Origin of the sequence: Thalassospira permensis NBRC 106175 (assembly GCF_000714555.1) — a bacterium.
Classification (GTDB): Bacteria; Pseudomonadota; Alphaproteobacteria; order Rhodospirillales; family Thalassospiraceae; genus Thalassospira; species Thalassospira xiamenensis.
Map to the genome: position 1 here is coordinate 1 of NZ_AUNC01000031.1, position 23,805 is coordinate 23,805.

Below are 23,805 nucleotides of genomic sequence, written 5' to 3' on the forward strand. Positions count from 1 at the left end.
AGCTTTCCAAATATTTCGATGCCAGATTGCAGTGCAGGGCCGGTTACTTAAAGAAACCGTTCGGTCAGATCGGCTTACTTTTGCATCGGCGCGTAAGAAAGGTTCTGTTTGCGGGCTTGTTCATCGCTACACAGAAGTTTTGCCTTATCCGTGACGAGCTCCTCATAGCGGGGGTCCAGGGTGCCGACATAGTGCCCATTGGCCGCTGTGGCGAAAAGACAGCGTCCGCTTTCACCATCAAGCCGTTTGCCTGATCTCCATTCGGATGGCGGGATCATATCGCCGCCCTGAATGCCGATCCCTGCATTATCGGCTTCTTTCGAAAGACCGTCATATCGGTGGGAATATCCTTCGATCGGAAGGGCCTCGCCGTCACTGACCATCGCTGCGGCCACATCGCGTTCGCCAATGCCGCATTCGACAATCGGGAAATCGTCACCTTTGTCGGAATGTTGCTGATCACCGGGCCAGCAGCGCACGGTGAAGGGGGCCATGGCGAAATATTTGCGAAGCTGCATGGCCGATGACATGCCGCAATCCCATAAACTACCGTTATGCAGGCATTGCTGTCCAAGTTCCGGTGCATCGATCCCGGCAATATCGGCGACGACGCCATCAATCATGATTGTATCACCGTCAATGACCAGAACATCGCGTCCTTCTGCCTCCAGCGCCATTTGATCGCTTTTTTGCTTGTCACCCCCGGCCGCTTGAACCGGTTTGTCCTGCAAATAGACGGCAAGTAAAAAAGCAACAGGAATGGCAAGCAGGATAATCAGGCGGAAAAAGCGGTTCAAAGTGACCTCGATGGTTTGGTGATTGGACAGAGGCGATGCAATCGAGATACAGAATGGCATGAATGGCTTTGATAAGGACAGCCGAAAACAACGGCAAAATAATGACCCGCAATATCGGGAAATTTGCGGCTCTGATTCCTTCTGTGAAGGTGCATCTGCGATAACAGGATGCAATCGCTGTCGTTTGGCTGTAAAAGCGGATTTCCCGAGTTAGGCACGGACACTGTTCTTGTTTCGACTGCAACCCATCTTTTTCGTCGTAGGTATCATGGTCATCATCATCGGTGTGTCGATGATGATCCCGGCTGCGGTCGATTTGTATTACGGTAACCCGGATTGGAAAATCTTCGCGCAGGCGTCGATGACCAGTATCGGGCTTGGTGGTATGGCTTGTCTTGCCTGCCGGTCTGAAATGGGCCCGCGTGTGACAGCCCGGCAGGGATATGTCCTGACAGTTTTTTCATGGGTCGCGATCAGTCTGACCGGGGCATTGCCCCTTTGGTTTTCATCTCTTGATATCAGTTTCTGCGATGCGGTCTTCGAGACTGTTTCGGGGCTGACGACAACCGGATCGACAATTTTGTCCGGGTTGGATGATATGCCGCCCGGGTTGTTGCTTTGGCGGTCGATTCTGCAGTGGCTGGGCGGCATCGGGATTATTGTTACAGCGCTTGCATTGTTGCCTATGATGCGGGTTGGCGGAATGCAGCTCTTTCAAATGGAAAGTTCGGACCGTTCGGAAAAGCTGAGTCCGCGCATTCGTGACATGTGCCTGCAAATCGTGATGATTTATGTCGGCCTTAGCATCATCTGCATGGTGTTGTACCGGATTTTTGGCATGACCTGGTTTGATGCGATCAATCATGGCATGTCGACTTTGGCGACTGGCGGTTATTCAACATCCGATCTCTCATTTGCCAAATTCGATTCCAGTTTGGCGCTGCACTGGGTCGGCATCATTTTCATGTTTGCTGGTGCCCTGCCTTTTACGGCCTATGCCGTTCTGATTCGCAAACGCGATATCAGCGCGATAATAAGTAATCAGCAAATAAGGCTTTTTCTGCTTGTCATTGCCGTTTTCACCGGGCTTTTGACACTGAGGCTGATGCATATTTCTGATGACGGCTTTTTCAGGTCACTGACCATGGCTGCGTTTAACCTTGTTTCGGTGATCACGACAACTGGTTACGCGTCGGGCGACTATCTGCAATGGGGACCAGCGGCGATCATGCTGTTCTTCTTTGCGACATTTATTGGCGGGTGTTCCGGCTCTACGGCCGGCGGATTCAAGATGTTCCGGCTTTATGTCGTGTTCACCGGACTTAAAGCCCATTTCATGCGGCTTCGCAGTCCTTCGGCAGTAATAGTAAGCCGGATCGATAAACATGAAATCACTTCTGACATCTATAATGCGGTAACGGTCTACGTCTTCCTGCTAACGATCAGCTATATCGCGATCAGTGTCGCATTGGCTTTTACCGGGCTTGATCTGGTGACCTCGATGAGTGCTGCGGCGACGTCACTTGCCAACGTTGGTCCGGGCCTTGGCCCGATTGTCGGTCCGGCAGGGAACTTCCAGTCATTGCCTGATGCGGCAAAATGGATTCTTGATATCGCGATGGTGCTTGGGCGGCTGGAATTTGAAACATTTCTTGTGCTTTTGATGCCAGCCTTCTGGCGGGACTGATTTCGGTCATTAGTGACGAATGCCCGCAGCATTGCCGTGGTTTTGCCCGATACGGGCAGTCGTTTTCATCTGAACAAATTAACGAAGGACACGCAAATGGCAAAATGGAACATTCCCGGTCGTAAACTCGTTCTTGGCTTGTCGGTTTTGATGGTGGCCGGGGCGCTCGGTGCCTGTTCGCCAGAGGTTGGCAGCAAGGAGTGGTGCGAGGACATGAAAGCAAAGCCAAAAGGCGACTGGACGGCCAACGAGGCAACAGACTTCGCCAAGCATTGCGTTTTCTGATCTTCGATTACCTGTTGCATGGGGGGCTTTGGCCCGACACCCTCTAATGATGCCCTTTGGCTGCCGCATGTCGGGAAAAACGCCAAAGGGCAGAATTTTGCGTAAAACCCGAATAAAAATGAATGGAACAACTCGTTTAGAGTGGCGTTTGAGTTTCAAGATTGCCGTGTATGCGTGCGATGCAGCAAGCTGCATTTGCCAACGCACGAGAAATCCCTATAATGCGCGGCCCGCGAGCAATCGCGTAAGTCGAGAATGACAACAATTTTTATACGAGGTTAGACAATTATTATGAGTGCCGAAAATCTCCATGTCGGTGTGATCGGCGCAACCGGTGCGGTTGGCGTCGAGCTGATCAATGTTATGTTTGATCGCAACTTCCCTGTGGGTGAACTCACCCTGTTCGCATCCGAGCGTTCTGCAGGCAAGACCGTGGAGACTAAGTACGGTACTAAGACCATCGCACTGTTTTCGGTTGAAGAAGCCAAGCAGTGTGACATTGTCTTCCTTGCAGTTTCCGGTGATTTCGCCAAGGAATTCGCCCCGCAGATTGCCGAGGGCGCGCTGGTGATCGACAACTCTTCGGCGTTCCGTCTGAATGACGATGTGCCGTTGATCGTGCCGGAAATCAATGGTGATCTTGCCAAGACTGCCAAGCTTGTTGCCAATCCGAACTGCACCACTGCGATTGCAGCCGTGGCTCTTTGGCCGCTGCACAAGGCATTTGGTCTGAAAAAGGTGTTTGTATCCACCTATCAGGCGGCGTCTGGTGCGGGGCAGCCGGGCATGAACGAACTGCGTGAAGGTTTGGCCGCAGGTCTTGAAGGCAGGCCGGTCCCGGCCGAGGTGTTTGCTCATCCGCTGGCTTTCAACGTTATCCCGCATATCGATAGCTTCCAGGAAAATGGCTATACCCGCGAAGAGATGAAGGTTACGTGGGAAACCCGCAAAATCTTTGGTACGCCGAACCTGCCAGTATCGTGCACGGCTGTGCGTATTCCGACCGAGCGTACCCATTCGGAGTCCATCGTGATCGAAACCGAAAAGGCTGTGACCCCGGCGGCCGCGCGTGAGGCACTGGCGAATGCCAAGGGCGTTAAACTGGTCGATGATCCGGCAAACAATGTCTATCCGATGCCGATCAACGCGACCAAGCAGTATGACGTCGAAGTCGGTCGTATCCGGTCAAACCTGATCTTTGGTGATCATGGTCTGGAACTGTTTGTTGCCGGTGACCAGTTGCTTAAAGGTGCCGCGTTGAACGCAGTCCAGATCGCTGAAGCCTATATCGCGGATTAAGCGATATAACGGATGCTAAATGAAAACGGCCCCGATTTCGGGGGCCGTTTTTGTTTGTGAAATCACCATATTCAGGCAACAGAGATGTGATCCCGTCCGGTATTTTTGGCGGTATAAAGCGCATTATCAACACGTGTGATTAGCGTTTCAAACTCCTCGCCATCACGATATTCCGTGATGCCGGCGCTGACTGTGACCAGAATGTTATCCCGTCCGAAACGTATCGGGTGTTCGCGAATGGCATCAGCAATTTCGCGTGCCTTGGTCATGGCTTCCTGCCGGTTGAGTCCAGGCAGAAGAAGAACAAATTCATCACCACCCCAACGGCATAGCGTATCTGATTCCCGCGAATGATGGCGAATGGTGGTGGCAACTTCCTTAAGCGTTGCATCACCTCCCGGATGGCCGAACGTATCGTTGACCTCTTTGAATTCATCAAGATCAATACAGACGATGCCAAGCGGTTCTGCCCGGCGTTTGCAGGATTTGGCCACACCTTCAAATACCAGATCAAAAACCTGTCGATTGCACGCACCGGTCAGCTTATCGCGCGATGCCAGTTCTTCCAGGCGGTTCTGATAATTGCGGATCGTCAGATATGCGGCAATGCTGACAATTGCCGTGATCAGAAGGGATATGGCGATATTGATCAGGAAGGTGGTTTCAATCTGCTGATCACCGATATGCTCCTTTTGTTCAACCAGCAATAACCAACCGAATTCGGGAACAAGGCGACTGTTGACGAAATAGGTTTCACCGTGGTCCTCGTAGGTGATCGAAGAGCCCGGAGACGTCAGAATCTGCGTCGCATGAATACGAATGCCATCGCGATCATGCAATGTTTCGGACGTGCCAAAGCCACTGCCGTGCAGGGTGATGCGGCCTTCCTGATCAACAAAGTAAATCGTCCGGCCATACCGTTTCTGATAGGTTTCTATCAGGCGGGTCACAGAGTTGACGGATAGGCCAACACCGGTAATGCCGATGACATTGCCATCATAATCGCGCACCTGATAATTGACGAAAACGGCCAGGCGCGACCGGTCTGCGGTATCGTGATCAACATTGATTTCATAAGGTTTTTGATTGTCGCGGGCCTGAAAATACCAGAAATCAGCCGGATCATCTCTGGATACCTGCTTGATCATGCCGGTCGGGTGATAATAGTTCCGGGTTTTATCCGAGATGAAATAAGCTGTGACCGTGTCATAGCGCATCTGGATTTCGCTGAGATAGCGAATGATTTGTTCGGGATCATTTTCCCCGCCAAGCGTCCAGTCGCGGACAAAGGTGTCCTGCGCCATCAGTGACGAAATAAAGATCGGTTGCAACAGGTCGCGCTGGATTTCCGAATAGATGTTGTCACTGGTGAGTGGCAGGGTGCTCTCGGAAATCTGCTGTTCCAGCGATTGTCGTGCGACATAGAAGCTGACAAAACTCGTGGTCAGAAATCCGACAACGAGCAAAATGCATAAGACGACGGCGAAATAGATTTTCTTTCCCGGCACGGAAAGCCCCCAAGGTAGTTTCAGGGCAACGATATTCGTTGCAAGTTATTGTTATTTTGGGAATTTTATTTTCCCAAGTATAATTTATTCGATAATTTTCATGTTTTCTATCGGCCATTTCGCCGAATTAACGAATTACTTTCATAGGTAGTAAATTATATCAAAAAATAAACCGCCAGTCATTAAAGCTGGCGGTTTGATGAGAGATTGTGGTTTCGCGTCTGTGTTTTATCGACGGAAGACGACGGTCTTGCTGCCATTGCGGAAAACACGATGTTCGCAATGCATCTGAATTGCGCGCGAGAAGACGACGGATTCAATATCGCGCCCGATTTCAACCATGTCTTCGGCCGTCATCGTATGATCGACATGTTCGATGGCCTGATGGATGATCGGTCCTTCATCAAGGTCGGCTGTGACATAGTGCGCAGTTGCCCCGATCAGTTTCACGCCCCGCGAATGCGCCTGATGATAAGGTTTGGCACCCTTGAAGCTGGGCAGGAAGGAGTGATGAATATTGATGCAGCGACCTTCAAGTTCGCGGCACAGATCGGTTGAAAGAACCTGCATATAGCGCGCCAAACCAACCAGATCGGCATCGTGTTCGTCGACGATATCAAGCAGTTTGGCTTCCTGGGTTGCTTTGGTTTCTTTGGTCACCGGGAGGTGATAGTAAGGAATTCCGTACCATTCGACGATTCCACGCATGTCTTCGTGGTTTGAAACAATGGCCGGGATTTCGATATGCACATTGTTTGAGGCAACCCGGTGCAGCAGATCGTTCAGGCAGTGGCCAAACTTTGACACCATCAGCAACACTTTTGGCTTCCGATGGAAATCGTGAAGTTCCCACTGCATCGTGAATTTTTCTGCGATGGTGGCGAATTTATCGGCAAATTCGGCCTTTGTGCGTAGGGCACGACCGGCATCGAATTTCACGCGCATGAAAAAGCGATTGCTCTGCGGGTCGCCGAATTGCTCCAGCTTGTTGACGAACGCGCCTTCTTCGGCAAGGAAGCTGGTGACACCGGCGACGATCCCGAACGTATCCGGGCAGGTGATCGTCAGGATGAAGGTTTTGGCGAGTTCGGACATTTCCGCTTTGTCTTTCGGTTTATGAATTTTGACCTGCATGCGATATACCGGCGTTGGCAGGCCGTGCCAACCCGGAATTGGCGTTAAACAAGCTCTGCCAACGCTGATAGACCTAATACGCATAGCTCTATGATTGAAGGCATGAAATTACGATCAAGCAAGGAGCCACACGTTTAAAAGCTGGACATTGGCAGGGCATGTGCGAAGAATTCCGCTTCGTTTGCTGGAAGATGATGCAAACGAACCGGTTTTTCGGTTATGCAGTGCAGCTTGTCGGGATAATCGCGAAGACATGTCATGCCCGGTTCAATGGGAACGGGCGTAAAACATGGTACGGGGCTTTTCATTGATCGATTTTCGTCCAATCCTTTTCATTATCGGCATTTTGCTGTGCACCCTGTCGATCGGGATGTTCATCCCTGCCTTGGTTGATATGTATTACGGGCAACGGGATTGGTTGGTGTTTTCAGCCGCGTCGGCCGTATCGCTGTTCATCGGCGGTGCGCTAGTGATGATGAACCGGACCGAGAATCTCAAAATCACATCGCGACAGGCTTTTATCCTGACCACAACAAGCTGGCTTGTTCTGACTGCCGTATCCGCATTGCCGTTTGCATTTTCCGACCTTGATATGAGCTACACGGACGCGTTCTTTGAAGCGATGTCGGGGATTTCGACGACCGGTTCGACCGTGATCGTCGGACTTGATACTGCCCCACCGGGCATTTTGCTATGGCGCGCACTTTTGCAGTGGCTTGGTGGGATCGGGATCATTGTGATGGCAATTGCCGTCATGCCGATGCTGCGTGTTGGCGGTATGCAGCTTTTCCGGATGGAAAACTCTGACAAGTCCGATAAGGCTTTTCCGCGTGCAACCCAGATCGCCATTGGTATCGCCAGTTTGTATCTGGGCTTTACCATAATTTGGGCGTTTCTTTTGTGGTGGGCGGGTATGCCCGGATTTGATTCGATTGCCCATGCGATGACGACGATTGCGACCGGTGGCTTTTCGACCAAGGACGCATCGGTCGGGCATTTTGATAATGCCGCAGTTGATGTGATCATCACATTGGGTATGGCAACGGGCGCATTGCCCTTTATCCTTTATCTTCAAATGCTGCGTGGCAGGACCTTGGCGCTTTTTATGGATGGTCAGGTTCGCTGGTTCGTTGCGATTGCCAGTTCGATCATTCTGGGTCTGACCATCTGGCATTCGCAAACAAACGATGTCGCCTTCCTGAATGCGCTTCGATACACGTCGTTTAATATCATTTCCGTGATGACGGGGACTGGCTACGCCACAACCGATTACGGCCTTTGGGGACCATTTGCCGTTACGGTATTCTTTTTTGTAATGTTTATCGGCGGCTGTGCCGGCTCAACGACCTGCGGGGTCAAGATATTCCGCCTGCAGGTGCTTTACGAAATCGCCAAGGTTCAGCTTTCTCATATGCTGCGGCCTCATGGTGTTTTCATCGCTTATTATAACCGGAAACCGCTTTCCGAAGACGTTACGGAATCGGTGCTCAGCTTTTTCTTCCTGTTCGTCTTCTGCTTTGTGGTTCTGGCGGCGGCTCTTGGCGCAATGGGTCTTGATTTCATTACGGCGGTTTCAAGTGCCGGTACAGCGATTGCCAATGTCGGTCCCGGACTTGGTCCGATTGTCGGTCCGTCCGGTAACTTCGCAACCCTGCCAGACGGGGCAAAGTGGTTGATGTCGATCGGTATGCTGATTGGCCGGTTGGAGGTCTTCACCGTTCTGGTGCTGCTGTTCCCGGCTTTCTGGCGCGACTGATTTTACTCTTCCAGCCTGCCATGATACCCCGCCTTTGTGCGGGGTTTTCTTTTTCTTTCTAAGTTGATTGTCACCGAAACCCGTTGCGATTTGATTGATTGACAGATTGGGTCATTTGTCCTAAATCTCAAATAGGGCAATTGTCCTAGTCGAGTTTCAAGCACCCATCATTCAGGTTGAACAGACATGATCGTGGAACAGGGCACGCGCGAACGGATTGTCGAAGCTGCGGATCAGCTGTTTTATCAACAGGGGTTCGAGCCGACCTCCTTTGCAGATATCGCAGCCGAGGTCGGCATATCGCGTGGCAATTTCTATTATCACTTCAAAACCAAGGACGAGATTCTTGATGCCGTGATCAATCGGCGCCTGACCAATACCGAACAGATGCTTGATCACTGGGAAGCCACCGGAGAAGACCCGGTCGCCCGCATTCGAAGTTTCATTCATATTCTGATCGTGAACGGGGAAAAAATCCGACGCTACGGATGCCCGGTCGGAACACTTTCTGCCGAACTGGCAAAGCTCAATCATGCTGCGCAAAGTGACGCGGCGGGACTTTTTACCCTTTTCCGCGTCTGGCTAGGTCGGCAGTTCACACGACTTGGCTTTGCCGAACGATCGGACGGTATGGCGATGCATTTGCTTGCGCGCAGTCAGGGTGTAGCGGCGCTTGCCAATGCGTTTGGTGATGAAAAATTCGTCCAGTACGAAGTCGATCAGATGTGTGACTGGCTGTATGGACAGATGCGGTCGCTTCGTACCCGGAACAACCATGCAGCAACCAAATGATCAGGGATAATAACGATGTTCACCATTTTACTGACGTTTTCGGAGAATCGAGCGAAGGCATCGCAGTTTATGGAGGGCCATAAACAATGGATCAGCCAGGGGTTTGATGAGGGCGTGTTTCTGGTGGTCGGCAATCTCCAACCCAGTCGGGGAGGGGGAATTCTTGCGCACAATACGACCATGGAAGAGTTAACGGAACGTCTGAATGCCGACCCGTTTGTTATCGAAAAAATCGTCGAGGCCGAAATCATTGAAATCACCCCGGCCAGAATGGATGAACGTTTGGAATTCCTGAAGGCGTGATATCTCCGGGACTAAGAAAAGAGGGGGCAGTATGGGAACCACAACGATCAGTGCAGACGGCAAAACGCGCTGTAAATGGTGTGATGCAGCACCAGAATTTGATGTCTATCACGATACGGAATGGGGCTTTCCTGTTGGTGATGATCGCCGGTTATTTGAAAAGATCTGTCTGGAAGGTTTTCAGTCCGGCCTTAGTTGGCGCACCATTCTGGCCAAACGCGAGAATTTCCGCACCGTATTCCATAACTTCGATTTTGATCTTGTTGCTGAGTTTACAGATCGTGATGTTGAGCGGCTGCTTCGGGATGCGGGCATTATTCGCCACCGTGGCAAGATCGAAGCCGTCATCAACAACGCTAAACGTGCGCGTGAAATGGTGGCACTAGAAGGATCGATTGCCGCTTACTTCTGGCAGTTCGAGCCAAGGGAGGATTCTGTTGCAAAGCCGCAGACTGCATCCATGTCTGAAATTTCGGCCGCACTTTCAAAGGATCTGAAAAAACGGGGTTGGAAGTTTGTTGGCCCAACGACCGTCTATGCCTTTATGCAGGCAATGGGCTTGATTAACGATCATGCAGAAGGATGCTTTATGCGACCGGTAATCGATGCTGCGCGCTGGGAATTTGAACGGCCGTGATTCTAGAGAAGGTGGCGATGCCAGACCTAGGGTCAGGAGCGGATCGGGGATCGGGATATTGGTCCAGCATCGCCTTGACCCAACAATGCCAAATGAAATTCACTTGGTGAAATCGAATGTGAATTTAAATTTGATAGAAAAAATCTATTATTGTTGATTCTTTAGCGTAAGGCGACAACTTCACATTATGACCCGGAGCTGCACGCAAAACGTGGCGCCATCAGGTCCTGTTGCGCTCAGGCGAAGGTCCCCTTCATGGGCCAGAATCAGTTCCCTTGCGATGGCAAGGCCAAGACCGGTTCCGCCTTTCCTGCCGGTTGCGGCGAACGGGACAAATAGATTTTTGATTGCCTTTTCAGGTAAGCCGGGCCCGTTATCCATGATCAGGATTTCAGCAAACGCGTCCTCTTTATTCTGATCATTTGCAGGGGCCAGTTTGACGGTCACCTCAGTTGCCCCGGCATCTAACGGATTGCGGATCAGGTTGCTGAAGGCACGAAAAAGCTGATCATAATCGGCTTCAATCATCAGTTCCGGCGGCAGCTCGATATGGATTTTGGCCTTGCAGGGTTCCTTGGCCGTATCGAGGCTTTCCGGCGCCAGAAGACTTTCACCACCATTCTGCAACAGCACCTGATCGCGCACTTCCTCGATCAATTCGATCAGGGTAAATCGTGCGATATCAAGTGTTGGTGGTGCTTCACGGGCAAAAGACAGCGTTTGTTCGCTGATATAAACCGCACGCTCCATCGATGATAACAGGCGGGGGACGACAGCACGGACTTCCTGATCCTCGCTTTGGGCAAGCTTCTCGGTCATCAGCATTGAGGTTGCCAATGCATTGCGCAGGTCGTGGCTGATTTTTGTTGCCGCGGTTCCAAGAGCCGCAAGACGACGACGTTGGTTTAACATTGCCTGTAAATCGTGCTGCATATTGGCCAGTTCGTGCCGGGCGATGCCAATTTCATCGTCACGATCATCTGGCACGATGACTGATCCCTGATCCTGCGGATTTTCGCGAAAACGGATCATGTCGCTGGTTAATGTTCGCATCGGCCGAACCAGAAGCCGGTTCAACGCAAAATAAACCAGCCCGGCGGTAAAGAAAGAGATCACCAGCGATAACCCCATCACCCGCCAGCCGAAATTGCGCATGTCTTCTGCCAGACCGTGTTCATGAACCAGTATTTCGATTTCGAAGTCCGGTGCCATGGATGGCATGCCAACCACACGCAACATGCGATCATGCGGCTGGGTCAGGGTCGAAAGACCTTCATACAATGCCATCAGGATGGAAAAGGTCGTCAGATCGACATCATGATCGACCTTTGCGGGCATGTCATCGCGCTGAAGCAGCAATTTGCGATCATCACGGCGTAAAATTACCGCTTCTATCCCGGCATTGGACAACAGTTCCTTTTCCAGATCATCGGGGATCATCTGATCGGGTGTAGCTTCCAGTGCCAGTGCCGCCAGGTAACCGGAATCAAGGTGCGCCTTAAGCCAGTCGACCCGATATCGGGCAACAGACGGTGCAAAGACGAAAATTTCGGCAAGCATCACAAACCCCACAGTCAGCACGAGCAACCGTGCCGACAGCGATTTGGCCCATGGGGGCAGTTTGAGATGCGGGCGTTCCATGACAAATGTTAGCCAGAGACGGGGAAAAATGTACAGTGTTTCAGAAGCTTGCCCCCACTCTGACCGTCCTAGCCGAATTTCAGCAGGAAGCGGACGATCTTGCGAGTCTTTTCGCTAAACAGGCTGGGTGTGTACCACGCCCCGGCAACGCGTTTGGACAATTCGCCAAGAGTCGGATAAGGCGCGATCATTCCGGCAATCGCCCCGATTTTCATTTTCTGTGATATGGCCAGCGACCAGAGGCCGATGAGTTCCCCGGCTTGGTGACCAACAATACCGGCACCAAGGATTTTACCGCGTGTTGTGGTCACGATTTTGATAAAGCCTTTGGTTCGGGCTTCGGCCCGCGCGCGATCATTTTCCGCGTATTGCCAGGTAACGACCCTGATTGCATCGCCAAATTTTTCGCGTGCTGCGGTTTCGCTCAAGCCAACCTGTGCCAGTTCTGGATTGGTATAAGTCACCCATGGAACGGCTTTGTAATCGATCTTTGCAGGCAACCGGAACAGGGCGTTGCGAATGACAATGCCAGCATCGTAACCCGCCATATGGGTAAATTGCAGACCACCGGTGACATCGCCAATGGCAAAGATTTTGGAATTGCTGGTGCGTAATCTTTTGTCGACGTTGATCCCGCGCGCACTGTATGTCACCCCGGCCGCGTCGAGCCCAAGATCATCGATAGTCGGTTTTCGTCCTGTTGCAATCAGAAGGTGGCTGCCTTCGATGGTGATATCTGCACCGTTATGCTCGATGATAACGCGTATCTGATCGCCATGTGTCTCCACCCGTTTGGTTTTGACCTTTTCATACAGGCTTATGCCAGAAGACTCGATCATATCGCGAACCACAGCCACAAGATCGGGATCGTCCTTTGGCAGGATCGTTGCCATTTCGATTACGGTGACTTTTGCGCCAAGCTGCTGGTGCGCCTGTGCCATTTCAAGGCCGATGGGGCCACCGCCAATGATGATCAGGTGATCAAGGCAAATCCGGTTTTCAAAGATGGTTTCGTTGGTAAAATACGGGACGGCGTCAATCCCGTCGATTGTTGGAACGGCTGCACGTGACCCGGTCGCAATCACAAACCGTTTGGCGTGAATGCGTTTGCCGTCGGCGATGACCTCGTTCGGGCCGGTAAAATGTGCTTTGGCCTCGATAACCCGACAGCCGAGTTTTTCAAATCTTTCAACCGAGTCATGCGGTGCAATACCGGCGATGACAGAATGGACATGATCCATGGCGCGCGCAAAGTCGATTGCCACCGGGCCGGTGTCGACACCAAATTGAAATGCTGTACGGGCATTCTCGGCCGCGTGTGCCGCAGCCAGCAATGCCTTGGACGGAACGCAACCGGTATTCAGGCAGTCGCCGCCCATCTTGCCCTTTTCTATCAGGACAACATCGGCACCCATCTGGACCGCACCGGCAGCAACCGAAAGCCCGCCTGATCCGGCGCCAATGATACAGATGTCTGTTTTGATTATGTCGCTCATCGGGTGTTTGCCCCGCTATTGCGGTTACGGAATTTTTTATAGGCCACCGGGATCATTGCCAGCACAGCCAGGCCGATGATCGGGGTTAGAATGCGGGGTTCAAAAATAATGCCAAGATCGGGCGTCTTGCCCTGATCAAACAGTGCACCCAAACCATCCCCGATTGAAACATACACAAAGGTGCCCGGGATAATTCCAACCGCCGTACCCACAACAAATGACCGAAATTTTACCCCCAGCAGAGCCGGGACCAGATTAACCAGCCAGAACGGAAATAACGGTACAAGCCGCAGGACCATAAGGTAGCTGAATGCGTTTTCGGCAAAGCCAGCTTCCATTTTACGGATTGCACTTCCGGCCTTGGCACGCATGAGGTCATAAAAGGCATAGCGCGCGGCAAGATAAACGACTGTTGCGCCAAAGGTCGCGGCAATCACGACATAACCCGTGCCCAGCCACGCCCCGAACAGAAACCCGCCAACAATGGTCAGTATCGACCCCACCGGAAGCGACAGGGCAACGGCAATGGCGTAGCCCGCCATAAAGGTAGCAACGCTCAGAACCGGATTATCTGCGACGAAATTCTGCAAAATATCGCGATTCTCGCGCAGGGTTTCGAACGATAAATAATCCACCGCACCAAATAGCCACGCGAGCACCAATCCGGCAAACAGGATAGAGACCGGCAGAAATTTTCGCCAAAGTGGCGTTTTGACGCTGGTGGCCTGCCCGGACTTGGAATGATCTTTGGTCGTGTGCTCTGACGTCATTGAATGTGTCTTGGTCATTGATTTTACTGTCTTAACCGCCTCTCTGAGGGAAGCGGCTTTCAAAGGATTGCATGTCTTGGCCGAACAATAGAGCGAAAAAGCACGAGATGCTTATGAACTGCTTTCACCATTGCGTGAGGCCACTGGGAAACTCCCATGTGGATTCAAAGACGGATAGGTATGATTGCCGGGTGCGTGATGCTTGACGTCGGGGAAACCAAGTCGTATCGTCGAATTTCTTCGTGGGATTTGTCGACCGGCTTGCGACCACGTAAAAAATCGCTAAAGAGGGTAATCGTGGCTTCGGCCCTGACCCATCGTGCCGGTCAGGGTTTTTTTGTGTCCGGGTCATCCCAATATGACCGGGCATATAGGAGCAAGACGATGACAACCGAAAAAAAGGCTTCTGATAAATGGCGTGCGGCCACCCGTGCAGTTCGGGGCGGCACGGCGCGCAGCGGGTTTAATGAAACCTCCGAAGCCATTTTTATGAATTCCGGCTATGTCTATGACAGTGCTGCCGAGGCTGAAGCATCTTTTGATGGTACCGGCCCGGAACGCTTTGTGTATTCGCGTTTTGCCAACCCGACGGTGGCGATGTTCGAAGAACGTCTGGCGCTGCTCGAAGGTGCTGCATATTGCCGTGCAACCGCATCTGGCATGTCTGCTGTTTGGAATGCCCTGATCGCGTGCACAAAGGCAGGCGGCCGTGTTGTCGGTTCGCGGGCACTTTTCGGTTCGTGCGAGTTTATCCTGACGACCCTTTTACCCCGGTTCGGGGTTGAAACCGAACTGGTTGACGGCACAGACCATGCTGCGTGGGAAAAGGCATTGTCGAAACCGGCTGATGCCGTTTTCCTTGAAACCCCGTCCAACCCGACATTGGAAGTCATCGATATCGCATTTGTTGCCAATCTGGCGCATAAGGCCGGTGCCAAGGTTGTTGTTGATAACGTTTTTGCGACACCGATCCTGCAAAAGCCGATGGAATTGGGCGCTGACATTGTTGTCTATTCCGCGACCAAGCATATCGATGGTCAGGGACGCTGTCTTGGTGGCGCGATCCTTTTCAATGACAAGGAATGGCACGATAACCACCTGACAACGTTCCTGCGCCACACCGGTCCCAGTATGAGCCCCTTCAACGCATGGGTTCTGCTTAAAGGTCTCGAAACGCTTGGTCTGCGTGTTGATCAGCATATTCGCAATGCAACAGCACTTGCCGGGTTCCTTTCGGAACAGCCGCAGGTATCGCGCGTTATCTATCCAGGGCTCGAAAGTCATCCGCAACATGAACTGGCGATGAAACAGATGTCGGGGCGTGGTGGGGGATTGATCGCGATCGAGCTTGCCGGGGGAAAGTCGGCTGCTTTTTCGTTGCTCGATAATCTTCAGCTTATTGATATTTCGAACAATCTTGGTGATGCCAAAAGCCTTGCGACCCATCCGTGGACCACGACCCACCAACGTGTTCCGGCTGAAGACAAGATCACTATGGGCATTACCGAGGGCATGCTGCGATTGTCTGTCGGTCTCGAAGATATTGATGATCTGAAAGAAGATCTGTCTGCCGCGTTGCGCGTATAACAGTAAGCAGGTTCGGCGATATGCCTATGTCAGGCGGTCCGTATCTGCACGGGCCGCCTTTTGCTTAGCCGAGAAAATACGTGATCGGGATGGCAAATTGGTGGCAGACATCTGGTACTTGGGGCATTGACTGTCTAAATATGACCTAGGTAAAGCAAAAAAGCGCAACGCCCTTGGCAGAAGGAACGCAATAAGAATTGGCCTGGAGTTTTGCATGTATTCATCCGTGACCCGAGACATAAAAGTATCCGTGCAACCTGTGTTCCTTGACGAACAGTCAGACCCGGACACCCACCGTTATGTCTGGGCCTATCGGGTTGTCATCGAAAATCATGGCCCGAAAACAGTACAACTTTTGAACCGTTACTGGCGTATTACCGATTCCCGGGGATCAACCCAGGAAGTCCGGGGATCAGGTGTGGTCGGCGAGCAGCCGGTTCTGGCAAGTGGCGAAAGTTTCAATTACACAAGCGGCGCGCCATTGGCGACGCCAAGCGGTTTCATGGTTGGGACATATGAAATGACTGACATGGATGGAAACCGGTTTGATATTGAAATCCCGGCATTTTCGCTCGACAGTCCGCATAGCAAGCGCACACTTAATTAAACGAACCAAGATCAGGGTCGGGAGCACATGACCCACAGGACAGAATTATAAAGAGGAAGCCAAATGTGCAGCGAAACCAGCGCCGTTAAACGCCCATCGCAAGAAGAAGCAGAAGAAGCCGTTCGTACCCTGCTTCGTTGGGCAGGAGATGATCCTGATCGTGAAGGACTGCGCGGAACACCGGACCGTGTTGTGAGGTCCTACGGTGAATTTTTCGCAGGTTACCAGCAGGATCCGGCAGAAATTTTACGTCGCACCTTCGAGGAAACCGACGGCTATGACGAGATGGTCGTGCTGCGTGATATCCGTGTTGAGTCCTATTGTGAACATCACATGGTGCCGATTATCGGTGTTGCGCATGTTGCCTATCTGCCGCGCCGCCGGGTCGTTGGCATTTCCAAGCTGGCCCGTGTCGTCGAAGTTTACGCAAAGCGCCTGCAGATTCAGGAAAAAATGACCGCACAGGTCGCCAATACCATTCAGGAAGAACTTGATCCGCTGGGTGTTGCCGTCGTGATTGACGCCAACCATCAATGCATGAGCACACGCGGCATTCACAAGACCGGGGTGTCGATGGTGACCAGCCGGATGCTTGGGGCGTTTCGCGATGATCCGATCACCCGGCGCGAGTTTTTCGCGATGATCGGTCGATAGGGTTTGTTTCGAATATAATGAATAGAGGCCGCCTTTCGGGGTGGCCTTTGTCATATGCACGGTTATGTTCAGTCGGCACGAAACTACTGATGGCAGGATTTGCAGGTTTGCAGCACGTTGCGGAATGCATCGTTAAACTGACCAGCATTGTCGCGGCCATTTGGAAACAGTTAGGTAAAAGCCGATCCTGCATGGCTGCTGATTTTACCCGTCATACCCCAAAACGGGCGAGAATGCGATCCACGGAACCGACATAAGACCCACCGAAAAGACGAACATGCACCAGAAGGGGATAAAGGTTGTAAAGTTCACGGCGTTCTTCAAAGAAGCCCGGCAGGATCGGGAAAATTTCCGAATACCGATCAAAGAATGCAGGTGTAAGGTCACCAAACAACGTGCCGAAGGAAAGCTCGATCTCCCGATCACCAAAATAAACTGCCGGATCAACCAATCCGGCGATCTTTCCCTGTTGGCACAGAATGTTGCCACCCCACAGATCGCCATGCAGCAAGGATGGTTTGCAGTCTGATGGCAAAAGATCACCAAGTTTGGCCGACAGGGTTTCGGTCCGTGATAAAAAATGCCCTGGCAGTCGTCCGCAATTTGCTGCTTGCTGGGCCATGTAAAGCAGACGGTGATCGCGAAAGAAGGTGATCCAGTCGACCGTAAGGGGATTGGGCTGATCAAGGCCGCCAATAAGCGTGTCAAAGGACAACCCAAACCGGCCTTGTGTAACCTGATGTTGCCTGGCCAATAGAACGGCAAGGTCACTTTGAACCTGACCGTTCATGTGACCATCATTTTCTATGAAATGCATGATCAGCAATCCGGGCTCGGCGTGTAACACGGCCGGAAATGGAATGGGGGAATGAGTGCCCAGATAGTCTAGCATCCGGCCTTCAATTTCCAGATTTGCCTCACCGCCCTGCTTGATGACGAGTTTGCGACCATCGCGAAGATCGGCCCGCTTCACATCAGAAACGCACCCTCCCGAAAGCTGGTGATAGGCCGCAACCTCGCTTCCGGTAATGTCTTTAATCCGTTGTGTAATCATCGGCGATGCCATCGCTCAAATTCCATGCTTTTCCCTGATGTGGATTAGCAAGGCACCTGACGTTTCCTCAATCATATCAAAAACCGATTTGAAGCCGTTTGCCCCACCATAATAGGGATCAGGAACGCTTTGTCCTTTACGGTTCGGGTGGTAATCCAAAAACAGTTCCAGCTTATCGCGATACTGGGCGGGACATTGGTTTTGCATATCGGCCAGATGTCCGTCATCCATTGCAAGGATGTAATCAAACTCGCTGTAATCACTTGAAGTGATTTTACGAGATCGGATCAGGGACAGGTCATAACCGCGACTGGCGGCCATTTCGCGTGATCGCGGATCAGCCTGTTCACCGGCGTGATATCCCGAAAGGCCGCAGCTATCGACTTTGATGGCATCATCCATCCCTGCTTTGCCGACCATGGTCTTGAAAATGCCATCGGCGGTGGGAGAACGGCATATATTACCGGTACAGACAAACAGAACTTTAATCACGATATGGCTTTCCGTTGGGTCGGGACCTTGCGAGACTGGCACATTCGGTGCTTTCGGCGCAATGATATCTACGGTAACTGCGCGAAACACCAAATGATCAATGTAACAGCTTCGTGACATTTTCTACGATAAGCTGACAGCCATCTCATATGTTTGTATGATCGCGCCAAGTGGCGGTTCAAAAATGTGATTGGTAATGCAGGAATTCGTTTCGTTTGGTTTGCATATCGCCCTGATCCGGCAACTGGCGTGGTTGCCAAAGGGATATGATCTTGTGCCGGAAGGCACGGTCATCACCAGTGCTCGCCTGCGCAGCATTCTGCTTGCTCTTGAAGAAGCTAACGGGCCTTCGGTATTGGTGCGGCTAGGGCGTCATCTTGCGCTTAAGGAACAGCAACCGGTTTTGACCATGTTGCGCCAGGGGGCAACGCCCGAATTGATCGCGGATCGCTGGCATCGGCTTGAAGGTTATTCCCATGCCCGCAGTCGCACCGATTATCAGGCCGCCGGAAAATCATTGACCCTGCATCGTGGTGCTGTCCGTGGCCAGCCGCCCGCACGGGTCGAAAACCTTTTAATGCATGGTTTCATGGTTGGTCTGCTCGAAGCGGTCGGTGTCGAAAATGTCAGCAGCGCAATCCTGCCCAGCCATGGTCCTTCCATTCCGGTGATCCGAAATGGAAAACTGATCAAGAAACTCGATTTTGCCGGGCGCGGTTTACGTTTTCGCATCAGTTGGCAAAGCTATGTCGCGATTTCATCGGGCTATCCCTTTATGGCGAATATGCCCGGAACGGCGCCGACCGTCGGGAACAGTCGACCGGTCGTGCAAAAGCTTTGCGCTGTGCTTGAACATGATATCGGGCGCAGCTGGACGATTGAAGATGTTGCCAATGCGCTAGATACATCTGGCCGAACTTTGCAGCGTCGCTTGCAACAGGCCAACAGCCGTTTTTCCGATCTCCTGCGTCTGATGCGGGTACGCGAGGCGTGCCGCCTTCTGGCTGGCACCAGCCTGATGGTTGGTGAAATCGGATTTTGGTGCGGTTTTACCGACAATGCGCATTTCAGCCGTGATTTCCGTCGTCTGGTGGGGATGCCTCCTTCGGTATATCGCGAAGCCAGTCTTGGTCATGCCGGTCTAACGCGCGCCTGATTAAATTGCGGCGGCGATTGACCGGTCTGGTTTCCTTGGGTATCAGCACGACAGCAACCATTGCGCCACTATCGCCGCCCAGATTGCGAGGCTATCCATGACTGATACATCCGCAACCGATCAGTATGCAGGTTTCCTGCCACCATTTTTCCGGGATCGCCCGGATGCAGAGGATGTGATGATCCGGACCTGGAAGGTCGGGGATCCGCTTGGCGATCATGATGTGCCTGAATTACCTGCACCCATTGCCATGTTCTTTGATCTGGTTGCAGCTGCCGCTGAGCGGGCCGGGTCAAACGGGTTTGCCCATTTGTGGCTGGATCGCCATCCTCATGAACAACCGGGTTGGCGGCTTTCTGTTGGCCATGTCGGTTCTGCCGATGAACTTGATGCCGCTATTGCCAAACCCCTTGCCCGGCTGGGTGGTTCGATGGCGATGGCTCTGATCGAAACCGAAAGCTGGCATGTGACCCGTCCGCTTTGGCGCAAGCGCGCAGAACCGGTGCGTCTGACCTTCTGGGGGGCATTTGGCAAACACGCGCGCAGCTTGATCGGCCATCGGGATGCTGCCGGTTATTATCAGCCGGTAGGGGCGGGCCTGCGGTCCGATCATGTGTTTGCCGCATTGCCATTGCTCGAAGATATGCTGGGTGATCCGTTTTTGCGCGATGGTATGGGATTTGAAGACGCGCTTCGTATCGGCATGTCGCTTGGACGGGCGCACCTGCTTGAAAGCTGGATCGAAGCTGGCGGCGCGGAAAAGGAACCCTATTTCAGACCGATGCAAATCTGGCATCAGGCATGGCTTGCCAATGCTCTGATCGATCCGGCGGTGGCCACTCTTGCAATGTCGGCTCAGCCCCCGATGCCTGCCCTTGATTTTGATCGCAAAGCAGATCCGGAAACGCGGCGCGCTGCGCTTGATGATCTTTCTGGTTGGCTGACGGTGGTGTTTTTCAATGATGCCAATCCGGCTCTTCGCAATGCGTTCATTGCCGGGGTGCAAAATGCCGTCTGGCTTGATCCCGATTTGCAGCAATATGTTCAGCCCCAACAACGTGCCGAAATTCTGCAAGGCTTGATGCCCTATTGCCGCTGGTTCCTTGCGATGGCGCTTTATAACCATCTTGGAAATCTTGCGGCGGGAACAGCACGCGAGGATCAGGTCGCATTTTACGCAACCCTTGTCGAAGCCCTGCCGGAACTTTCACCCTTGGGCGAATTTGCAACCCAGCGTGATATCGAGCAGCACATCATCCGCATTGATGCCGCACGGGCGGCTTCGGCTCTGGATACGCTGGTTCTGCCGTTTTGTGATCTGCTGATGCCGCGCCTTAAACTCGATGCGGTGCGCGCATAGCTTTGCATTTAGGCAAACGCGCAAAATAAAAGGTCCGCTGAGGGTATTCGGCGGACCTTTCTTTTAGTGACAAGGCGCTTGGTCTATTGCTGATAAGCTTTGATCGGACGGCTCGATACAATCGCAAACCGGATGGCAAGGCCGCTAACCGCGACAAGGCTTGCAATCACAATTCCCCAGAACAGCCCGGCAACACCAAGCCCGACCACAAAGGTCAGATAGTACCCGGTGGGTATCATCACACATATATATGACACCAGATGCAGGATCGTCGGAACCCATTTATCCCCGGCACCGCGCAATGCGCTGATTGCGGCATTCTGTCCGCCGTCGGTCGGGAAAATGATCGGCATCAGAACCAGAACACCGGCTGTCGTGGCAATCACGGTGGCGTCCTGCGTAAACAGGTGTGCCACCATCCCCGGAAGCAAATAAAGCGGCGTGCTGAGCAACAGCATCACGGCCATGGTTGTCAAAAGCCCGATCCACCCGGCCAATGCCATATCGGGGCGGTCACGTCTGCCATAGGCAATGCCGACCCGAACGGATGTCGCCGATGCCAGTCCAAGGGCAACCATGAACATCAATGCCAGCATCGTCATGGTGATACCGTAACTTGCCGCGGCCACGACCCCAAGGCGTCCTGCGAAAAGCTGCATGGCGGCAAAGGCGCTGGTTTCCATGCCTTGGCTGGCGCCAGCGGCATATCCCATGTGGCGGGCATTACGTGAATGGTGCCACCAACCGGCAAAACCGTCCCGAATGCCGTAATCGACATGACTGCGCATCAGCAGGATATAACCAAGCAGACTGATCGCCATAAGCCAGCGAATTACGGTTGATGTCCATGCTGCGCCCTCTGCTCCCATTTCCGGAAAGCCAAACGCGCCATAAACCAGTCCATAATCCAGTACCAGATTAATAAAATTAGCCCCGATCATCAGCATCATGCCGGGTAATGGACGTTGAAGTCCTTCGAGGAAAAAGCTGCACACAATATAGATCATTGCGGCGGGCATTCCGATCGACAGGATGACCGAAAGGTTGCTGGCATGCTCGGTGATATCTTCTGGTTGGCCGGTGGCGATAAACAGCCATTCGGATTTCCAGGTCACAAGCATGAAGGCAATGCCAATCAGCATGCCATAGGGCAGACAGGCCCGCCATGTCTGTCCCGCTTCAAGAAGATTGTTTCGTCCCACCGAATGTGACGTCAGGATCATCACCCCGGTCAGAAGCCCGATGCCGGTAACCATCAATGATGTAAAGGGTGCATGCGCAATATTGAGATAGGCCAGACTGGCACTGTCATAATTGCCAACAACGATCGTATCGACAACCGACATGATCAGCATGCCAAGCCGCGCAATCACAACCGGCAGCGCCAAACGGAATAGTTCGCTTAAATGACGCCGAACGCGATTATGCGGGTATAGGGGAACCGGCGGAACATTCGGTGGCAACCCTGCCGGATGACTGGGGGGCATACCCGGTGGGGCGCCGGGTGGTGTGATCGTCATAGTCTTCGTTTCCTCGTTATCATTGACGCGCGGCAGTCATTGCGGTGGCGGTGCAATGGCGGGTGGGTGGCGCGTAGCGCGTGATTATTATCTTGCCTGTCGGCTTATTTGTTCCGGTCCTGCGGGTTGGGATGAAGCGGGATTGCGGCAATCATCTTTGCGGGATCATCGGTAATGACCGATGTTACCCCCCATCCAAACAGCTCTTTGGCACGGGCCGGATCATTGACGGTATAACAGACCAGCGGCACATTGGCCGCAACGATTTCAGCGGCCTTTTCGGGATCAAGTGCCTTGTGATCGATATGAAGCGCACTTGCGCCAAGCTGGGTATATCCGTCATGCCAATTGTCGGGTAGTGTCTCCAGAAGCCAGCCACACGGCATGTCGGGCAAAAGGCGCCTGATTTCGGCAACGGCACTGTCATCAAAACTTGAAAGCAGGATCGGAAGCTTCTTTGCCCGATCAAGTTCTTTTGCAACTTCCTGGCACAGCCGCACGGGATCACAGCCCGATGGCTTGATTTCAAGATTGGCCCCCATATCCATAAAGAACAGGGTCTCAAGCGTGTCGCTCAGTGTCGGGATACGTTCGCCTTTATATATATCTGAAAACCATGAACCGGCATCAAGCTCGCGCAGCACGCTTAATGGCTGTTTGTGGATCGGACCTGTGCCGTTGGTGGTCCGTTCAAGTGTGTCGTCATGAATAAGAACACACTGGTTATCGGCACTCAGCGTTACGTCGCATTCAATCCACTTGGCCTGACGCGCACCAGCGACCCGAAAGGCAGCAATGGTGTTTTCCGGGGCTTCGATGGACGCGCCGCGATGGGCGACAATATGGGGAATCTCGATCACGGTTCGGACCTTCTGTATTTCGGGTGGCAAATGTGTTTCAGAACCGGGTGATCGTGTTTCACGCGAAACCGTTTTGCCCGGATCGGCTGATTAGATTGGCGTTGCGATTCTCATACGCCTGATGCTTTCTGTAAAAAAGCGAAAATCTTGTGTCGATTTGAACGTAACTCTTTTCATATTCGCACTGAAGTCATTGGACTCCATATCGGATTCCCGCATTGATCTGATTGTTTTTTCCGGATTTCCTGTGTTTCACGACTGTTTCACAGGGGCAGTGTCATGTTCTTCGATTAAGGGATTTCAATGCAAAACCCCGGAAAGACCAGTGTTTGTGCGGACCGTTTCGGGGGTGAAAAAAACAATCTGCAAAAATCTCAGAAAAACTTCAAAAAAGGTGTTTACAGGTCCGG

At 52.5% G+C, this 23,805-nt stretch carries 22 protein-coding genes and 1 riboswitch; of the genes, 12 read left to right on the top strand and 10 right to left on the bottom strand.

What is annotated here, in order from left to right:
• Positions 1–74: 74 nt before the first annotated feature.
• Positions 75–857 (bottom strand): thermonuclease family protein, encoded by a 783-nt coding sequence (locus SMB34_RS14530; RefSeq protein WP_037991084.1) that lies wholly within the window; start codon positions 855–857, stop codon positions 75–77.
• 169 nt (positions 858–1,026) lie between these two features.
• Here SMB34_RS14530 and SMB34_RS14535 point away from each other — a divergent pair, with 169 nt between their 5' ends.
• From SMB34_RS14535 to SMB34_RS14545, 3 genes are all read left to right on the top strand, one after another.
• Positions 1,027–2,484 carry a TrkH family potassium uptake protein gene (locus tag SMB34_RS14535; protein WP_139328270.1) on the top strand — a complete coding sequence of 486 codons (1,458 nt, stop codon included), beginning with the start codon at positions 1,027–1,029 and terminating at the stop codon, positions 2,482–2,484.
• Between the two features lie 96 nt (positions 2,485–2,580).
• Positions 2,581–2,769: a DUF3012 domain-containing protein gene (locus SMB34_RS14540; RefSeq protein WP_037991106.1), complete on the top strand. Its 189-nt coding sequence runs from the start codon at positions 2,581–2,583 to the stop codon at positions 2,767–2,769.
• Positions 2,770–3,060: 291 nt separating this feature from the next.
• A complete protein-coding gene (locus SMB34_RS14545) occupies positions 3,061–4,068 on the top strand; it encodes an aspartate-semialdehyde dehydrogenase (RefSeq protein ID WP_007091858.1) in 1,008 nt (335 codons plus the stop codon).
• Between the two features lie 71 nt (positions 4,069–4,139).
• Here the strand turns inward: SMB34_RS14545 and SMB34_RS14550 are convergent, their stop codons facing one another.
• Positions 4,140–5,576 (bottom strand): sensor domain-containing diguanylate cyclase, encoded by a 1,437-nt coding sequence (locus tag SMB34_RS14550; protein ID WP_007091859.1) that lies wholly within the window; start codon positions 5,574–5,576, stop codon positions 4,140–4,142.
• Positions 5,577–5,804: 228 nt separating this feature from the next.
• On the bottom strand, positions 5,805–6,710 hold the full coding sequence (gene purU / locus SMB34_RS14555; RefSeq protein WP_007091860.1) for a formyltetrahydrofolate deformylase: 906 nt from the start codon (positions 6,708–6,710) through the stop codon (positions 5,805–5,807).
• 307 nt (positions 6,711–7,017) lie between these two features.
• Here purU and SMB34_RS14560 point away from each other — a divergent pair, with 307 nt between their 5' ends.
• The 4 genes from SMB34_RS14560 (at position 7,018) to SMB34_RS14575 (ending at position 10,198) form a co-directional block, all read left to right on the top strand.
• On the top strand, positions 7,018–8,466 hold the full coding sequence (locus SMB34_RS14560; protein ID WP_007091861.1) for a TrkH family potassium uptake protein: 1,449 nt from the start codon (positions 7,018–7,020) through the stop codon (positions 8,464–8,466).
• Positions 8,467–8,652: 186 nt separating this feature from the next.
• On the top strand, positions 8,653–9,258 hold the full coding sequence (locus tag SMB34_RS14565) for a TetR/AcrR family transcriptional regulator (RefSeq protein ID WP_205618053.1): 606 nt from the start codon (positions 8,653–8,655) through the stop codon (positions 9,256–9,258).
• 15 nt (positions 9,259–9,273) lie between these two features.
• Positions 9,274–9,561, top strand: a complete 288-nt coding sequence (locus SMB34_RS14570; RefSeq protein ID WP_037991088.1) for a YciI family protein — start codon at positions 9,274–9,276, stop codon at positions 9,559–9,561.
• A 31-nt stretch (positions 9,562–9,592) separates the two neighbouring features.
• Positions 9,593–10,198, top strand: a complete 606-nt coding sequence (locus tag SMB34_RS14575) for a DNA-3-methyladenine glycosylase I (protein ID WP_037991089.1) — start codon at positions 9,593–9,595, stop codon at positions 10,196–10,198.
• A gap of 180 nt (positions 10,199–10,378) precedes the next feature.
• Here the strand turns inward: SMB34_RS14575 and SMB34_RS14580 are convergent, their stop codons facing one another.
• From SMB34_RS14580 to SMB34_RS14590, 3 genes are all read right to left on the bottom strand, one after another.
• Positions 10,379–11,839 carry a sensor histidine kinase gene (locus SMB34_RS14580; protein ID WP_037991091.1) on the bottom strand — a complete coding sequence of 487 codons (1,461 nt, stop codon included), beginning with the start codon at positions 11,837–11,839 and terminating at the stop codon, positions 10,379–10,381.
• Between the two features lie 68 nt (positions 11,840–11,907).
• The gene (locus SMB34_RS14585; protein ID WP_037991094.1) at positions 11,908–13,335 is read right to left on the bottom strand and encodes a dihydrolipoyl dehydrogenase family protein; all 1,428 of its coding nucleotides are present in this window, start codon (positions 13,333–13,335) and stop codon (positions 11,908–11,910) included.
• Entirely contained in the window at positions 13,332–14,105 is a 774-nt protein-coding gene (locus tag SMB34_RS14590) for a TVP38/TMEM64 family protein (protein ID WP_240478836.1), read from the bottom strand. Before SMB34_RS14590 ends, SMB34_RS14585 begins: the two co-directional genes overlap by 4 nt.
• A 232-nt stretch (positions 14,106–14,337) precedes the next feature.
• Positions 14,338–14,412, top strand: a riboswitch (SAM riboswitch).
• 77 nt (positions 14,413–14,489) lie between these two features.
• Between SMB34_RS14590 and metZ the strand changes: the two genes are divergently transcribed.
• The 3 genes from metZ to folE all read left to right on the top strand — a co-directional run bounded on the left by metZ (position 14,490) and on the right by folE (position 16,953).
• Positions 14,490–15,692 (top strand): O-succinylhomoserine sulfhydrylase, encoded by a 1,203-nt coding sequence (gene metZ, locus SMB34_RS14595; protein WP_037991115.1) that lies wholly within the window; start codon positions 14,490–14,492, stop codon positions 15,690–15,692.
• Positions 15,693–15,906: 214 nt separating this feature from the next.
• A complete protein-coding gene (apaG, locus tag SMB34_RS14600) occupies positions 15,907–16,299 on the top strand; it encodes a Co2+/Mg2+ efflux protein ApaG (RefSeq protein WP_007091869.1) in 393 nt (130 codons plus the stop codon).
• A 63-nt stretch (positions 16,300–16,362) separates the two neighbouring features.
• Positions 16,363–16,953, top strand: coding sequence for a GTP cyclohydrolase I FolE (gene folE / locus SMB34_RS14605; protein WP_007091870.1), 591 nt, complete (start codon positions 16,363–16,365; stop codon positions 16,951–16,953).
• Positions 16,954–17,164: 211 nt separating this feature from the next.
• Here the strand turns inward: folE and SMB34_RS14610 are convergent, their stop codons facing one another.
• Positions 17,165–18,019 carry a fructosamine kinase family protein gene (locus tag SMB34_RS14610; RefSeq protein ID WP_037991096.1) on the bottom strand — a complete coding sequence of 285 codons (855 nt, stop codon included), beginning with the start codon at positions 18,017–18,019 and terminating at the stop codon, positions 17,165–17,167.
• A gap of 3 nt (positions 18,020–18,022) precedes the next feature.
• On the bottom strand, positions 18,023–18,499 hold the full coding sequence (locus SMB34_RS14615) for a low molecular weight protein-tyrosine-phosphatase (protein WP_037991116.1): 477 nt from the start codon (positions 18,497–18,499) through the stop codon (positions 18,023–18,025).
• A gap of 196 nt (positions 18,500–18,695) precedes the next feature.
• On the opposite strand from SMB34_RS14615, the gene SMB34_RS14620 reads away from it, so the two are divergent.
• Both SMB34_RS14620 and SMB34_RS14625 read left to right on the top strand, forming a co-directional pair.
• Positions 18,696–19,655 (top strand): AraC family transcriptional regulator, encoded by a 960-nt coding sequence (locus tag SMB34_RS14620; protein ID WP_037991099.1) that lies wholly within the window; start codon positions 18,696–18,698, stop codon positions 19,653–19,655.
• 97 nt (positions 19,656–19,752) lie between these two features.
• Positions 19,753–21,015: a hypothetical protein gene (locus tag SMB34_RS14625; RefSeq protein ID WP_037991102.1), complete on the top strand. Its 1,263-nt coding sequence runs from the start codon at positions 19,753–19,755 to the stop codon at positions 21,013–21,015.
• A gap of 83 nt (positions 21,016–21,098) precedes the next feature.
• Here the strand turns inward: SMB34_RS14625 and SMB34_RS14630 are convergent, their stop codons facing one another.
• On the bottom strand, positions 21,099–22,535 hold the full coding sequence (locus SMB34_RS14630; RefSeq protein ID WP_037991104.1) for an MATE family efflux transporter: 1,437 nt from the start codon (positions 22,533–22,535) through the stop codon (positions 21,099–21,101).
• Positions 22,536–22,639: 104 nt separating this feature from the next.
• Positions 22,640–23,395, bottom strand: coding sequence for a glycerophosphodiester phosphodiesterase family protein (locus tag SMB34_RS14635; protein WP_037991105.1), 756 nt, complete (start codon positions 23,393–23,395; stop codon positions 22,640–22,642).
• Positions 23,396–23,805: the final 410 nt, after the last annotated feature.